Origin of the sequence: Streptomyces canus 299MFChir4.1, assembly GCF_000383615.1 — a bacterium.
GTDB classification, from domain to species: domain Bacteria; phylum Actinomycetota; class Actinomycetes; order Streptomycetales; family Streptomycetaceae; genus Streptomyces; species Streptomyces canus_C.
Genome location: NZ_KB911591.1, coordinates 1 through 12,719, shown reverse-complemented (window position 1 = coordinate 12,719; position 12,719 = coordinate 1). Strand labels below are relative to the sequence as shown.

Sequence of the window (12,719 nt, the reverse complement as noted above, 5' to 3'; positions counted from 1 at the left end):
CTTCCCCACCCCGGAAAGGCAGTTGGATGGGCAGCGTACGTCCGGCCCCCTGGCGCAGTGCCGCCGTCGTCACGGCGCTGATGCTGGCGGCGTTCACCTTCAACACCACCGAGAACCTCCCGGTGGGTCTGCTGTCCCTGATGGCGGACGATCTGCGGGTCTCGCTCACCTCGGTGGGCGCGCTGGTCACCGGCTACGGCCTGGCGGTGGCCATCGCCTCGCTTCCGCTGGCGCACGTCAGCCGGTCCGTGCCGCGCCGGTATCTGATGACCGGTCTGCTCGCGGTGCTCGCGGTGGCCGGCTGGGTCTCGGCGCTCGCCACCGTGTCGTACGGTCTGCTGCTGGCCGCCCGGGTGGCGACCGCGCTGGCCCAGGCGCTGTTCTGGGCGGTGATGGGCCCGGTCGCGGTCGGCCTGTTCCCGCCCGAACGGCGCGGCCGGATCATCGGGCTGCTGTCGGTGGGCGGTTCGCTGGCCACGGTGGCCGGGGTGCCGGCGGGGACGTGGCTGGGCGGTCACAGCGGCTGGCGGGCGCCGTTCGGGGTGCTGGGCGCCCTCGCCGTCGTATCGCTGGTCGCGGTGGCCGTGCTGCTGCCGACCTCGCGTCCGCAAGAGGGGCATGCGGCGTACGGGACCGCGCCGGACCGGCGCCGGTTCGCGGTCGTGCTCGCCACCACCGCGCTCTCGGTGACGGGGGCGTTCACCGGGTTCACCTACGTCGTGGCCTTCCTGGACGAGGTGAGCGGGTTCGGCCGGGACGCGGTGAGCGCCGTGCTCATGGCGTTCGGGGCGGCGGCGCTGGGCGGGGTCACCGTGGCCGGACGGCTGCTGGACCGGTACCCGCGGGCCACGCTGACCGTGCCGGTCGCCGGCCAGGCCGTGGCACTGGTCGGACTGTACGCGGCCGGCAGCAGCCAGGTGGCGACCGTCGTGCTGCTCATGCTGCTGGGGGCCTCGGTGGCACCGACGTTCATGGCGACGCAGAGCCAGGTGCTGCGGGTCGCCCCGGGCCGCACCGAGACGGCCCTGGCGGCCAACTCGGCGGCGTTCAACGGGGGCGTGGCCGCCGGCGCCCTGCTCGGTGGGGTGCTGCTGCCGCTGACCGGGACACGCGGCACGTTCCTGGCCGGCGGGGTGCTCACGGCGGTGGCACTGGTGGTGCTGTCCCGGCCGGACACCGTCGTCGCGCGGGAGACGGTGGACGGGCCGGAGTCCGGCGTCCGATGATGGCCGGATGGATCTTCACGAGGAACTGCCCGCGGCGGTCGGTACCGAGGCCCTGCTCGCCCTCGCCGGCAGCCACCACGCCCGTCCCGCCCGGCCGTTGGGCCTCAGGGAGGCCGCAGGGCACCTGGTGAAGGTCTACGCGCTGGAGGCGCCCGGCCGTACCGTGTCGGCCAAGGACGCCGAGGCCGGGCTGCGGATCGCCGCGCGGCAGCTCGAACTCGGCCCGCTGCGGGGCTCCCTGGGCCTGGCCGTCCTGATCGTGCACGCGGGCGGCGACGGCGACTACGTCCTGGTGCACAGCTGGATCGAGGGCGACATGGCGGACCTGGCGATCTTCACCGGGCCGGTGGGCGAGCCCGACGCGCTGCGGCCCGGCCGGGCGGGGCTCTCGCCCTGTGTGTGGGAGGCCGCCGTACTCGCGCACGAGCGGGACGCGTACTCGCGGCACGTCCTGGACGGCACCGGGTCGCTCGCCGACCGTCTCACGGCCTGGGGTGCGGACACCGTGACGGGTGACGTCCGATGAGCGACGCTCCCCTCGTCCGGCGCGCCGAGCGCGCCGATCTCCCCGCGGTCGCCGAACTCGCCGCCCGGCACGCGGAGTACGAACAGGCGGCGCCGCCCTCGGACGACCTGCCCGCCAGACTGGCCGCGCTCCTCTTCGACACCCCCGCGCCCCGCCTGCGCTGCCTGGTGGCCGAACTCCCGGACGGCGAACTCGTGGGCTACGCCACCTGCGCACCCGAACTCTCCACCTGGGAGGGCCGCGAGTACCTGCACATGGACTGCCTGTTCCTGCTTCCCGGGCACCGCGGTCTCGGACTCGGCGTGCTGCTCATGGACGCCGTGATCGCCGAGGCCCGTGCGCTGGGCCTCGGCGAGGTGCAATGGCAGACGCCCACCTGGAACGACGGTGCGATCCGGTTCTACGACCGGATCGGCGCCCGTGCCAGGCAAAAGGTGCGCTACTCCCTACCCGTTCCTCCCCGAGCGTCAAACACCGACCCTTGACAGGGACTATCATGTCCCGCATGTCCCTCCCGGAACTGATCCGTGTCGTCTCCCGTGACTCGCCGATGGCACTGGCCCAAGTGGAGCGCGTGCGCAGCGAGTTGACAGCCCTGTACCCCGGCGTGCGCACCGAGGTCGTCCCGGTGAGAACGACCGGTGACAAGTGGATGGGCGACCTGTCCAAGGTCGAGGGCAAGGGCGCGTTCACCAAGGAGGTCGACGCCGCACTGCTGGCCGGCCAGGCCGATCTCGCGGTGCACTGCGTCAAGGACGTGCCCGCCGACCGGCCGCTCCCAGCGGGCACCGCGTTCGCCGCGTTCCTGAAGCGGGACGACATCCGCGACGCCCTGATCCACCCGGGCGGCCTCACCCTGGACGAGCTTCCGGAGGGGACCCGGGTCGGCACCTCCTCGGTGCGCCGGGTGGCCCAGCTGGCCGCCACCCACCCGCACCTGGAGTGCGTGCCCTTCCGCGGCAACGCCAACCGGCGGCTGGCGAAGCTGGAGGCGGGTGAGGCGGACGCGCTGCTGCTCGCCGTGGCCGGTCTGGAACGCATCGGCCGCCAGGACGTGATCAGCGAGGTCCTCTCCCCCGAGACGATGATGCCGCCGATCGGCGCGGGCATCCTCGCGCTGCAGTGCCGGGAGGGCGACACCGAGCTGATCGACGCTGTCAGCGCGCTGGGCGACCCGGACACCTACCGGGAGGCGACCGCCGAGCGGATGTTCCTGCACGTCCTCCAGGGCCACTGCAACAGCCCGATCGCGGGGTACGCGCGCGTGGACCACGGTGACGAACTGTCCCTGCGGGCCTGTGTGTTCACCCCGGACGGCAAGACCCGGCTGAACGCCCACGAGTGGGCGGGCCGGCTCGATCCGGCCACGCTGGGCACCTCGGTAGCGGTAGCGCTGCTGCGTCAGGGTGCCCGCGAGATCATCGACGGCATCCCGCACTGACCCAGGGGCGGGATCAGGCGGTGCCCTCTTCGGCCTGGTCCCGCAGAAAGTTGCTGACCTGGCAGGCCAGGCCCTCGCGGCCCACGCCCGGGTGCGCGGTCCGCTCGTCGAGTCCGATGCCGCCCGCCCACAGCCGGCGGTCGGCCCAGTCGTCGTCGACCCGCAACTGGATCTGCACGTCGATCTGGCCGAGGCTCGCCTCCGGTCCCGCCGCGAACACCACGGCGGTGACGCGGCGCAGCGGGTAGACGTCGAAGCCCTCGATGAACTGCGAGTTGCGCCAGTCGATGAAGGCGCTCTCGCCGTCGGGGCCGATCCGCACGTCGATCTGACCGTCCTCCAGATGGACCGTCGGATGCAGGGCGCCGCGGTTCTCGACGGTCACACGGACGCTGAAATAGGTGAGCCCTTCGGCGGCGTCGTCGCGTCCCCGCGGCGGCTCGGCCGCCTCCAGACGGTGGACGCGGACACGCAGACCGGCATGCTCGTCGTACTCCTGCCAGTCCCCGACCACGTTCGGCTCGTACACAGTGCACCTCTTCGACCTCAGAGAGCTGCTTCCTATCTGTGTGCACAATGCACTGTCAAATGAGCAGAATGCGCTGTGGCCAGGGAATTCATCCCCTTTGATCGCTGATCAAGCCGTGCGCAGGAAGAATCCGCCAAGCGGCCGGAAAATCCCTTCCGCGGGCGTGCCGCACATCACGTTCCCCGCGCATGATCAACGGGCCAGCCGGCCGAGGAGCGAGGAGGCTGCGGTGATGCCGAGCGCGGCGGCCACGGCGAGCACCGCGAAGTCCAGCGAGAGATGGGCGGGAGTGCCGAGGAGGAGGCCGCGCAGGGCGTCGACTTCGTAGCTGAGCGGGTTCACCTTGCTGACGGCCTGGAGCCAGCCCGGCATGACGGACAGCGGGTACAGGGCGTTGGAGCCGAAGAAGAGCGGCATGGTGATGGCCTGCCCGATGCCCATCAGGCGGTCCCTGCTGAGCACGATGCCGGCGATGGTCATCGACAGGCAGGAGAAGAACGCCGAGCCGAGGATCACGATCGCGCCGACGCCGAGGAGCTTGAGCGGGTTCCAGGTCAGGGACACCCCGAGCAGGGCGGCGATGACGATGACGACGACGGCCTGGATCAGCGATTTCACGCCGGCCGCGAAGGCCTTCCCGGTGGTCAGTGCCGAGCGCGGGGTGGGCGTGACCAGGAGCTTGTTGAGGATGCCCGCGTCCCGCTCCCAGATGATCTGGATGCCGTAGAAGATCGCGATGAACATCGCCGACTGGGCGATGATGCCGGGCGCCAGGTAGTCGATGTAGGGGAGGCCGTGGGTGGGGATCGCCTTGATGCGGGTGAAGGTCTGGCCGAAGATCAGCAGCCACAGGGCGGGCTGGACCGCGCGGGTGTAGAGCTCGGTGCGGTCGTGGCGGAGCTTCTGGAGCTCGACGGCGCACATCGCCACGACCCGGGCGGGCAGCAGCCGCCAGCCCGCGCGGGGCTGCGGCGGCTTCAGCAGCAGACCGATGTCAGCCGACACGGTTCGCGGTGCGGCGGGTGCTTCGGACATCGCGGAAATCCCCTCCCTCGTCTTCGAGTCCGCTGCCGGCGACGTCACGGAAGACGTCCTCCAGGGTCGCCACGGTGTCGGTGCCCCGCTTTTCGGCCAGTCCCCGCCTGAGTTCGCCGGGGGTGCCGAGGGCGCGGACGCGGCCGCGGTGCATGAGGCCGACCCGGTCGCAGTACTGGTCGGCCTCGTCCATGTAGTGGGTGGTCACGAGGACGGTCATGCCGGTCGCCTCGCGCACGGCGTTGATGTGCTCCCACACTCCGGTGCGGGCGATCGGGTCGAGGCCGATGGTCGGCTCGTCGAGGATCAGCAGCCGGGGAGCGCTGACCAGCGCCTGGGCCAGCTCCAGTCGGCGGATCATGCCGCCGGAGTAGGTGCCGGCGAGCCGGTCGGCCGCGTCGGTCAGGTCGACGGCGGCCAGGGCCTGGCCGACGCGTTCGGCGCGTTCCCTGCGGGCGACGTCGAAGACGCGGGCGAACAGGGTGACGTTCTCCCTGCCGGTCAGGTTCGCGTCGGCGGACAGTTGCTGCGGGACGTAGCCGAGCAGCCGGCGTACGGCCATCGGGTCGCCCGCGGTGTCGCGGCCGAAGACGTGGATCATGCCGGCCGGGACGGGGAGCAGGGTGGTGATGCAGCGGATGGCGGTGGTCTTGCCGGCACCGTTGGGGCCGAGCAGCCCGAAGACCTCGCCCTCCTCGACGGTCAGGTCGAACCCGTCCACGGCCTTCGTGCCGGCGAAGGCGTAGGTCAGCCCCGTGCAGGAAACTGCTGCGGATGTCATGTCTCCTCGGCCTCCTCGTGCAGGGTGACGGCGAGCGCGCGCAGGGCGGGGAGCGCGGCGCGCAGGGCTTCCTGATCGGCCGCGTCCAGCCGGGTGACGTGCCGGCCCACGAGCGCGACCCGCCGCTGCTTCCAGTCCCTGAGCCGTGCCTCGGCCTTGTCGGTGAGCAGCAGCCGGGCGGCGCGCCGGTCGGCGGGGTCGGTCCCGCGGACCAGGTGGCCCTCCTTGACCAGCTGGTTGACCAGGGTCGAGACGGAGTTCCCGGCCAGGTGCAGTTCCTTGGCGGCCTCGGAGACGCCGATGCCGGGCCGTGCCTCGACCAGGCGCAGCAGTTCGACCTCGGCGCCGCGCAGCCGTGGCACGGTCAGTCCGGCGCGCAGTCTGCGCCTGAGCAGCCGCTGGACGCCGACGAGGGCGTCGGCCAGCTCTTCGGGGAAGGTCTCTTCGTCCACACCCCCGACATTACCTCTGCCTCAGAGGTATCTCGCTCAAGGACTGGTCAAGCACATTCGCGATGATTGGCGCTTTTGTTTCATTTCACCCAAAGGCGGGAATCAGTACAGAGTGCTTCGGACAGGAGGCACGTCCGTGGGAGCCCCGCCAGGGCTCCGGATTTCTCCTGGGCCCGAGTTCGCGTCTCCCACGGTGTCTGTCCATCCAGCACCCGCCCAGGGAGGTGCGCGACATGCCCGTCGCCACCAGAACGAAGCCGCATCCGCACGACGACGCCCCCGACACCAACGCGGCGTTCGAGCGCCTGGCGCAGCTGCCCGACGGTACGGAGCGCAAGGCCCTGCGGGACGAGCTCGTGGAATTGTGGCTGCCCATGGCCGAGCGGATCGCCGTCCGCTTCCGGGGCCGCGGGGAGTCCCTCGAAGACCTCTACCAGGTGGCCGCTCTCGGGCTCGTCAAGGCCGTCGACCACTACGACCCGGCCCGCGGCAGCGCCTTCGAGGCGTACGCGGTGCCGACCGTGACCGGGGAGATCAAGCGGCACTTCCGTGACCACATGTGGACGCTGCACGTGCCGCGCCGGGTGCAGGACCTGCGCAACCGGGTCCGGCAGGCCTCGAAGGAGCTCTCGCAGACCCCCGGCCGGGCGCCCACCGTCGCCGAGATCGCCGAGCGGGCGCACCTGACCGAGGACGAGGTGCGCGCCGGTGCGGAGGCGCTGGAGTGCTTCTCGGCGCTGTCGCTGGAGGCGGAGATGCCCGGCACCGACGGCTACGCCCTGGGCGACGCGCTCGGCGTTCCCGACCCCGGCTACGACGTGGTCGTCGACCGTGTGGCCGTCGGCCCCTGCCTCAAAGCCCTGCCCGAGCGCGAGCGGACCATCCTGTACCTGCGCTTCTTCCGGGGCATGACCCAGAGCGGCATAGCCGAGGAACTCGGCATCTCGCAGATGCATGTCTCCCGGCTGCTCAGCATCTGCTTCGCGCAGCTGCGCGAGGAGGTCCTGGCCGACGCCGCCGAGTGAGCCCCCCGAGGGAAGTCACTCGGGCGGCGCTCCCGGGATCTGCGTCGGGCCGTACCGGTCGAGAGCCTCCTCCAGCTCCACGCGGATCTCCGGGGGGATCTCCCCGGACCGTCCCCAGAGGAGGATCAGCTCCGCGACGTAGCGCAGCTTGATGTTCGTGTGCTGGGAGACCTCTTTCAGTACTTCCCAGCCCTCGTCCGGGGTGACCCTGCCGAGCGCGACGACCATGCCGATGGCCTGGTCCACGACCGCGTGGGAGGCGACCGCTTCCTTGAGCTGGCCGATCTCCTCCTGAAGGGCGAAGATCCGGTCCGACTCGCCGGCGGGTTCGTTCGGTAGGACTGGCACGTCTCCATCGTGTCACCCGGAGGGGTCCGCGCCACTGGGCGGAGGCGAACGGACCACCGTTTCGGCGTCGGCCCCGGGGTACTCGGCAGGCGCCCGAAGCGGTTCCGGACGGACACTGGTGGAAGACCGCCCGGCGGCCGCCGGCCGACGAGAGCAGGACGCGACTGCCATGAACCACGATCCCGGACATCCCACCGCGACCGCGGACGTCGTCTCCACCCACCATGTGTTCGGCGCCCCCTGCTGGGTGAGCCTGACCAGCCGCGACCAGGAGACCACGGAGGACTTCTACGGGGCCGTCCTCGGCTGGGAGTGGAAGCCCGCCAAACTCGGCGAGCGCTTCCGGGTCGCGCTGGTGGACGGCACGCCGGTCGCCGGGATCGCCGCCGTGGCGTCGATGTGGCAGATGGCGGTGGCCTGGACGCCGTACTTCGCGGTGCCGAGCGCGGACGAGGCGGCGGCCCGCGTACAGGAACGCGGCGGCACCCTGGCGGTCGGCCCGCTGTCCTTCCCGCCCGGCCGGGCGGCCCTGCTCTCCGACCGCGACGGAGCGACCTTCGGCGTCTGGGAAGGCGAGCTCGTCGCCAACTGGGAGGTGTGGCGACGGGCCCAGCCGGCCTTCGTGCGACTGCACACCCGCGACGCCTTCGACGCCGCGATCTTCTACGGCGAGGTCCTCGACTGGGCCACAGAGCGCGCCGACTGCTGCGAGGTCCGCTACGAGGGCGGTGAGGTGGTGCTGCGCAGCGGCGGCACCGTGGTGGCGCGCATCGAGTCGGGGGCGCTGGGTTCGGCTCCCGATCCCGCGATCCGGCCGCACTGGCAGGTCCACTTCGCGGTCACGGACGTGGCGGCCTGCGCCAAGGCGGCGGAGGTCCACGGCGGCAGCGTGCTCTCGCAAGGTGCCGCCGAGGCCGTGCTGCGCGACCCCGACGGCGCCCAGTTCACGGTGACCTCGCGCCGCGCGCGCTGAGGGCGGGGCGCAGGGCCTCGCCCTTCATCGGTTCTCCCGCTCCGCGCGGCACGGACCCCGGGCCGAAGCGGATGCCGGGCGCCCCTGCCGGGTTCGGCGGCGAGCCCTGGCCGCCGCAGCCCGCCGAACGGGCGTCGTAGCCGGTCGGCCGGCAGGCCGGTGACGGCCGGACGCTCTTCACGCCCCCGCTCGCGACGGCCTCGACAGCAGGACCAGGCTGCGCGCCTCGACCGTCATCTCCGTGCCCGCCTTGTGTTCGGCCTCGTCGGCGCCCTGGGGCTCGGCCGTGTCGAGCACGGTCGTCCAGCGCTCGCCGTAGGCCGGGTCCGGCAGCCGGAAGTCGACGGGCTCCCAGTGACCGTTCAGCAGCAGCAGGAACGAGTCGTCGACCACCCGGTTTCCCCGCGGATCGGGTTCGGCGATGGCGTCGCCGTTGAGGAAGACACCGACCGCGTGCGCGTCGGAGCGCTGCCAGTCCGTCTCGGCCATCTCGCGGGCATCCGGCAGCAGCCAGACCAGGTCGGGCAGCGGCTGCCCCGCGTGGGTCACGGTCTCGCCCCGGAAGAACCGGCGCCTGCGCAGCACCGGATGGGCCGCGCGCAGACCGATCACGTACCGCGTGAAGTCGGCCAGTTCACGCTGCTCCTCGCTCAGCTCCCAGTCGATCCACGAGACTTCGCTGTCCTGGCAGTAGGCGTTGTTGTTGCCGCGCTGCGTGCGGCCGAGTTCGTCGCCGTGGCAGAGCATCGGAATGCCCTGCGAGAGCAGCAGGGTGGCAAGGAAATTGCGCTGCTGGCGGGCCCGCAGCTCCAGCACGGCGGGGTCGTCGGTCTCGCCCTCGGCCCCGCAGTTCCAGGACCGGTTGGTGCTCTCACCGTCCTGACCGTCCTCGCCGTTGGCCTCGTTGTGCTTGTCGTTGTACGAGACGAGGTCGCGCAGGGTGAAACCGTCGTGCGCGGTCACGAAGTTGACGCTGGCCCGCGGGCGCCGCCGGCTGTGCTGGTACAGGTCGGAGGAGCCGGTCAGCCGGGAGGCGAACTCCCCGAGCGTGTGCGGCTCGCCCCGCCAGAAGTCCCGTACGGCGTCCCGGTACTTGCCGTTCCACTCCGACCACAGCGGCGGGAAGTTGCCCACCTGGTAGCCGCCCTCCCCCACGTCCCAGGGCTCGGCGATCAGCTTGACGCGGCTGATCACCGGGTCCTGCTGGATGAGGTCGAAGAACGCCGACAGCCGGTCCACCTCGTGGAACTGCCGGGCCAGGGTGGCCGCGAGGTCGAAGCGGAAGCCGTCGACGTGCATCTCGGTCACCCAGTACCTGAGCGAGTCCATGATCAGCTGGAGCACGTAGGGGTGCCGCATCAGGAGGCTGTTCCCGGTGCCGGTGGTGTCGTAGTAGTGCTCCCAGTCGCCGTCCACCAGCCGGTAGTACGAGGCGTTGTCGATGCCCCGGAAGGAGAGCGTGGGCCCCTTCTCGTTGCCCTCGGCGGTGTGGTTGTAGACGACGTCGAGGATGACTTCGAGGCCGGCCGCGTGCAGCGCCTTCACCATCGCCTTGAACTCGGTGACCTGCTGGCCGCGGGTGCCGTGGGCGGCGTAGGCGTTGTGCGGGGCGAAGAAGCCGATCGTGTTGTAGCCCCAGTAGTTGGCGAGGCCGCGGTCCTGGAGCACCCCGTCCTGGACGAACTGGTGCACCGGCATCAGCTCGACGGCGGTGACGCCGAGCGAGGTCAGGTGGTCGATCACCGCGGGGTGCGCGAGACCGGCGTAGGTGCCGCGCAGTTCCGGCGGTACGTCCGGGTGGGTGCGGGAGAGCCCGCGGACGTGGGCCTCGTAGATCACACTGTCGGCGTAGGGCCGCCGGGGCGGCCGGTCGTCGCCCCAGTCGAAGGCCGGGTCGGTGACCACGCCGAGCATGGTGTGCCCGGCGCTGTCGGCTTCCGGGGTGTGCAGCGAGGGGTGGCTGTCCACCTGCCCGTCCACCGCCTTGGCGTACGGGTCGAGGAGCAGCTTCGCCGGATCGCACCGGTGGCCGAACGAGGGGTGCCAGGGACCGTGCACCCGATAGCCGTACCGCTGCCCCGGCCCGACGCCCGGCACGAAACCGTGCCACACAAAACCGTCGACCTCGGTCAGCGGGACGCCGGTGTGGGCGCCCCGCTCGTCGACCAGCACGAGTTCGACACGCTCGGCGACCTCGCTGAACAGCGCGAAGTTGGTGCCCTCGCCGTCGAACGAGGCGCCCAGCGGGTAGGGGTGCCCGCTCCAGGCCGGCACCCGCTTCCCGCTCCGGTACGGCTTCTTCCTGGACGACGCCACGCTCAGCACCCGCCGTCGGCGGTGGCGGCGGCCAGGGCCGCGACCGGCATCTCGCGCGGCACCTGGAGCACCTCCCGCAGGCTGGGGGCGGGAGCCGTCGGCACCAGTGGGACGCGCTCGCCGGCGCGGGCCCGCTGCGAGAACCAGATGACCTTGCTGCCGGTGTCGGTGGCGCAGCAGCCCCAGCCGTCGCTCATCGCGGCGATGCGTTCGAGGCAGGCGCGCAGGTCCAGGTCCGGGCGCAGGTCGCAGTCGTTCTCGGCGACGGCGGTGATGAGGTGCTGGCGGTTCCACCACAGTTCGATGGAGGTGTTCTTGTCCGTCGCGTGCTCGTCGATGGCCTTGAGCAGCAGTTCGGTACCACGGCACACGGGCTCGACCAGGGTCTCCAGGTCCCAGAGCCGCAGATGGGCGGCCAGGATGCGCCTGACCTGCCCGATCCGTTCCGGGCTGACCTCCACGTCGAGGTGGTAGTAGCAGGGCACTGCGGTCTTCATCGTCGCTCGCTCCTCACCGGCGAAGCTCCCGCTCCTCCCGGCCCCCGCGGGGCCAGGCCCCGAAACACGGAGCGTGAGTGCTGATCGCTTCAGAGTCACTCCAGGGTGGGAGTGATACGCCATTCGTGCAACACGAGCGACGACCGAGGCGGTGAGCAGCTGAAGTGGTTGAAGAACCAACAAGACGTTGAGTCGTCACGCGTGCACCATGAGTGAAGATCTCTTGAATCCCGGATCTTCCTGAGCCCTGGATCGTCCCGAGCCCGGACCCCTCCGCGCCCTGGATCCTCCCGAGTCCCGAAAGGTGAACGGCGCCATGCTGCTACCGGCCAAAGCCGAAGTCGCCCGGCACCTGCGGCGCTATCGCGCCTGGGAGCGCGTCATGCTGGCCTCCCCCGCCGACCGCGAGGTTCGGGCCACCTTCGAGGACTCGGGCTACACGCTGTGCGTGCTGATGGGCAAGCGCTGCGCGCGGGAGGCCGCCGAGGCCGCCGAGCGCTATCTGCGCAGCAGCGTGGTGGCCTACCTCCAGGAGCAGAGCGACCTCCCCCGCGCGGGTGCCGTCGCCAGACGTGGTCCGCCGAGATCCGCGGAACGTTCCCCCGCAGGGAGGTAGCCCCCTTCCGGCGCAGCTTCGATCCCCGGCCGGGCGCAGTCAGCGCCCGGCCTCGAGCACGGCGGAGGCGAGAGCATGAGTTCCACCCCGGTCATCGGCCGCATCCCGGTTCGGGACGTCCGCCCTGCCGTCGAGTCCGGCAGGCACCCGGCGAAGGCGGTCGTGGGAGAGACCTTCGAGGTCACCGCGACGGTGTTCCGCGAGGGCCATGACGCGGTCGCCGCGAACGTCGTCCTGACCGACCCCGAAGGGCGGCACGGCCCGTGGACGCCGATGCGGGAGCTGGCCCCCGGCGGCGACCGCTGGGGCGCGGAGGTCACCCCGGACGTCGAGGGCCGCTGGACGTACCGCGTCGAGGCCTGGAGCGATCCGATCGGCACCTGGCGCCATATCGCCCGCATAAAGGTTCCTGCAGGTCTCGACACCGGTCTGGTCCTGGAGGAGGGCGCCGAGTTGTACACCCGTGCGGCGGCGGGCGTCCCGGAGGGACCGCAGCACGCGGTGCTGCTGGCCGCGGCGCAGACCCTCGCGGACGACTCCCTGCCGGTCGCCACCCGTCTGGCGGGTGCGCTGACGCCGGATGTGGACGCGGTGCTCGCCCGCCATCCGCTGCGGGAGTTGATCACGGCGTCGGAGTCGTTGCCGCTGCTGGTGGAGCGGGAGCGGGCGTTGTTCGGGTCGTGGTACGAGTTCTTCCCGCGGTCGGAGGGCACCGCGGAGCAGCCGCACGGCACGTTCCGTACGGCGGCCCGCCGGCTGCCGGCGATCGCCGCGATGGGCTTCGACGTGCTCTACCTGCCGCCGATCCATCCGATCGGCTCGACCTTCCGCAAGGGCCGCAACAACACCCTGTCCGCCGGGCCGGACGATGTGGGCGTGCCGTGGGCGATCGGCTCGCCGGAGGGCGGGCACGACGCGGTCCACCCGGACCTGGGCACGATCGAGGACTTCGAC

At 71.6% G+C, this 12,719-nt stretch carries 15 protein-coding genes; 8 read left to right on the top strand and 7 right to left on the bottom strand.

Features of this window, described 5'->3' with window-relative positions:
* Positions 1-26: 26 nt before the first annotated feature.
* The 4 genes from H293_RS0122480 to hemC are packed head-to-tail and all read left to right on the top strand — an operon-like array spanning position 27 to position 3,193.
* Positions 27-1,226, top strand: coding sequence for an MFS transporter (locus tag H293_RS0122480; protein WP_020120095.1), 1,200 nt, complete (start codon positions 27-29; stop codon positions 1,224-1,226).
* A gap of 7 nt (positions 1,227-1,233) precedes the next feature.
* Positions 1,234-1,752, top strand: coding sequence for a hypothetical protein (locus H293_RS0122475; protein ID WP_020120094.1), 519 nt, complete (start codon positions 1,234-1,236; stop codon positions 1,750-1,752).
* Positions 1,749-2,237, top strand: a complete 489-nt coding sequence (locus tag H293_RS0122470; protein ID WP_020120093.1) for a GNAT family N-acetyltransferase — start codon at positions 1,749-1,751, stop codon at positions 2,235-2,237. Before H293_RS0122475 ends, H293_RS0122470 begins: the two co-directional genes overlap by 4 nt.
* 20 nt (positions 2,238-2,257) lie before the next feature.
* A complete protein-coding gene (gene hemC / locus H293_RS0122465; RefSeq protein WP_028808095.1) occupies positions 2,258-3,193 on the top strand; it encodes a hydroxymethylbilane synthase in 936 nt (311 codons plus the stop codon).
* A gap of 13 nt (positions 3,194-3,206) precedes the next feature.
* Here the strand turns inward: hemC and H293_RS0122460 are convergent, their stop codons facing one another.
* The 4 genes from H293_RS0122460 to H293_RS0122445 all read right to left on the bottom strand — a co-directional run bounded on the left by H293_RS0122460 (position 3,207) and on the right by H293_RS0122445 (position 5,990).
* Positions 3,207-3,722 carry a hypothetical protein gene (locus H293_RS0122460; RefSeq protein ID WP_020120091.1) on the bottom strand — a complete coding sequence of 172 codons (516 nt, stop codon included), beginning with the start codon at positions 3,720-3,722 and terminating at the stop codon, positions 3,207-3,209.
* 192 nt (positions 3,723-3,914) lie between these two features.
* Positions 3,915-4,757: an ABC transporter permease gene (locus tag H293_RS0122455; RefSeq protein ID WP_020120090.1), complete on the bottom strand. Its 843-nt coding sequence runs from the start codon at positions 4,755-4,757 to the stop codon at positions 3,915-3,917.
* Complete coding sequence (locus tag H293_RS0122450) at positions 4,717-5,538, bottom strand: ABC transporter ATP-binding protein (RefSeq protein WP_020120089.1); 822 nt, start codon at positions 5,536-5,538, stop codon at positions 4,717-4,719. The genes H293_RS0122455 and H293_RS0122450 overlap by 41 nt, the downstream gene beginning before the upstream one ends.
* Entirely contained in the window at positions 5,535-5,990 is a 456-nt protein-coding gene (locus H293_RS0122445) for a MarR family winged helix-turn-helix transcriptional regulator (protein ID WP_020120088.1), read from the bottom strand. The genes H293_RS0122450 and H293_RS0122445 overlap by 4 nt, the downstream gene beginning before the upstream one ends.
* 233 nt (positions 5,991-6,223) lie before the next feature.
* On the opposite strand from H293_RS0122445, the gene H293_RS0122440 reads away from it, so the two are divergent.
* Entirely contained in the window at positions 6,224-7,015 is a 792-nt protein-coding gene (locus H293_RS0122440) for an RNA polymerase sigma factor SigF (protein WP_020120087.1), read from the top strand.
* A 15-nt stretch (positions 7,016-7,030) separates the two neighbouring features.
* Here the strand turns inward: H293_RS0122440 and H293_RS0122435 are convergent, their stop codons facing one another.
* Positions 7,031-7,363, bottom strand: coding sequence for an ANTAR domain-containing protein (locus H293_RS0122435; protein WP_020120086.1), 333 nt, complete (start codon positions 7,361-7,363; stop codon positions 7,031-7,033).
* A gap of 169 nt (positions 7,364-7,532) precedes the next feature.
* On the opposite strand from H293_RS0122435, the gene H293_RS0122430 reads away from it, so the two are divergent.
* Positions 7,533-8,336 carry a VOC family protein gene (locus tag H293_RS0122430; RefSeq protein ID WP_020120085.1) on the top strand — a complete coding sequence of 268 codons (804 nt, stop codon included), beginning with the start codon at positions 7,533-7,535 and terminating at the stop codon, positions 8,334-8,336.
* Between the two features lie 177 nt (positions 8,337-8,513).
* Here the strand turns inward: H293_RS0122430 and glgX are convergent, their stop codons facing one another.
* Positions 8,514-10,610: a glycogen debranching protein GlgX gene (gene glgX, locus H293_RS0122425; RefSeq protein WP_020120084.1), complete on the bottom strand. Its 2,097-nt coding sequence runs from the start codon at positions 10,608-10,610 to the stop codon at positions 8,514-8,516.
* A gap of 44 nt (positions 10,611-10,654) precedes the next feature.
* Positions 10,655-11,149: a hypothetical protein gene (locus tag H293_RS0122420; RefSeq protein ID WP_020120083.1), complete on the bottom strand. Its 495-nt coding sequence runs from the start codon at positions 11,147-11,149 to the stop codon at positions 10,655-10,657.
* Positions 11,150-11,465: 316 nt separating this feature from the next.
* On the opposite strand from H293_RS0122420, the gene H293_RS0122415 reads away from it, so the two are divergent.
* Positions 11,466-11,765 (top strand): DUF5133 domain-containing protein, encoded by a 300-nt coding sequence (locus H293_RS0122415; protein ID WP_020120082.1) that lies wholly within the window; start codon positions 11,466-11,468, stop codon positions 11,763-11,765.
* Between the two features lie 75 nt (positions 11,766-11,840).
* Positions 11,841-12,719 (top strand): maltotransferase domain-containing protein (locus tag H293_RS0122410; RefSeq protein ID WP_020120081.1); only part of this gene is annotated, 879 nt, incomplete at its 3' end.

Coding starts and splice junctions, on each gene's coding strand:
- H293_RS0122480 (WP_020120095.1), top strand. CDS start 27: ATGGGCAGCGTACGTCCGGCCCCCTGGCGCAGTGCCGCCGTCGTCACG.
- H293_RS0122475 (WP_020120094.1), top strand. CDS start 1,234: ATGGATCTTCACGAGGAACTGCCCGCGGCGGTCGGTACCGAGGCCCTG.
- H293_RS0122470 (WP_020120093.1), top strand. CDS start 1,749: ATGAGCGACGCTCCCCTCGTCCGGCGCGCCGAGCGCGCCGATCTCCCC.
- hemC (WP_028808095.1), top strand. CDS start 2,258: ATGTCCCTCCCGGAACTGATCCGTGTCGTCTCCCGTGACTCGCCGATG.
- H293_RS0122455 (WP_020120090.1), bottom strand. CDS start 4,757: ATGTCCGAAGCACCCGCCGCACCGCGAACCGTGTCGGCTGACATCGGT.
- H293_RS0122450 (WP_020120089.1), bottom strand. CDS start 5,538: ATGACATCCGCAGCAGTTTCCTGCACGGGGCTGACCTACGCCTTCGCC.
- H293_RS0122440 (WP_020120087.1), top strand. CDS start 6,224: ATGCCCGTCGCCACCAGAACGAAGCCGCATCCGCACGACGACGCCCCC.
- H293_RS0122430 (WP_020120085.1), top strand. CDS start 7,533: ATGAACCACGATCCCGGACATCCCACCGCGACCGCGGACGTCGTCTCC.
- H293_RS0122420 (WP_020120083.1), bottom strand. CDS start 11,149: ATGAAGACCGCAGTGCCCTGCTACTACCACCTCGACGTGGAGGTCAGC.
- H293_RS0122415 (WP_020120082.1), top strand. CDS start 11,466: ATGCTGCTACCGGCCAAAGCCGAAGTCGCCCGGCACCTGCGGCGCTAT.